Raw genomic sequence first — 725 nt, forward strand, 5'->3', positions numbered from 1 at the left:
AGAAGCTCGGGCTACTGGATGATGTACTTCCTTGCAGGATTGCAGAACATTCCCGAGACGCTGTACGAAGCTGCCGAGATCGACGGGGCCTCAACTCTGAGGAAGACTTTCAAGATAACGTTGCCTCTGCTTACTAGGACCATTTCATTTGTTCTCGTCGCAAATACGGCCTTCAATTTTCTTAGTTTCGCGCCGGTCTACATAATTACCAAGGGCGGCCCCATGGGCTCGACAAATCTCCTGATGTACGAGTCTTACAAGAGCGCCTTCGTAAATCTCGACATGGGAAGGGCCTCTGCGATCACTACGATCTTGCTGGGAATCATCCTTGTTTTCAGTTTCTTCGAGCTGAGGTTTACAAGAGCTCGATTCGAGTATTGAGGTGGAATCATGAAGAAGCGAAGCCTTTGGAAAACACTTATTCTCTTTGCCGTTCTCGGCATTATAAGTCTTTTCTTTCTGATCCCACTCATCTGGGTCGTTGCATCCGCTTTGAGGCCTGCCAGTCCGCTCTACGAGTACGCCAATCCTCTGACCTGGAAGAGTTTCATTCCGACTCAACCGACGCTGGAGAATTTCGTACATATATTTGTCAACCTCAACTTTGGCAGGGCTCTCATGAACAGCCTTTTCGTTTCAGTCTCAACCATAGTTCTTACGGTCCTGGTTTCCTCCATGGCAGGCTTCGCGCTTGCGAAGTTCGAATTCAGAGGCAAGGCTGCGCT

Annotated in this window: 1 protein-coding gene and 1 pseudogene; both read left to right on the plus strand. The window is 49.1% G+C overall.

What is annotated here, in order from left to right:
• Nucleotides 1-381: carbohydrate ABC transporter permease (locus tag BG32_RS02980; protein WP_147434807.1), on the plus strand; the 381-nt coding region annotated here is incomplete at its 5' end.
• A gap of 9 nt (nt 382-390) precedes the next feature.
• Nucleotides 391-725, plus strand: a pseudogene (locus BG32_RS02985) (carbohydrate ABC transporter permease); the annotation flags it as partial.

Source organism: Mesotoga sp. HF07.pep.5.2.highcov (assembly GCF_003666285.1).
Classification (GTDB): Bacteria; Thermotogota; Thermotogae; order Petrotogales; family Kosmotogaceae; genus Mesotoga; species Mesotoga prima.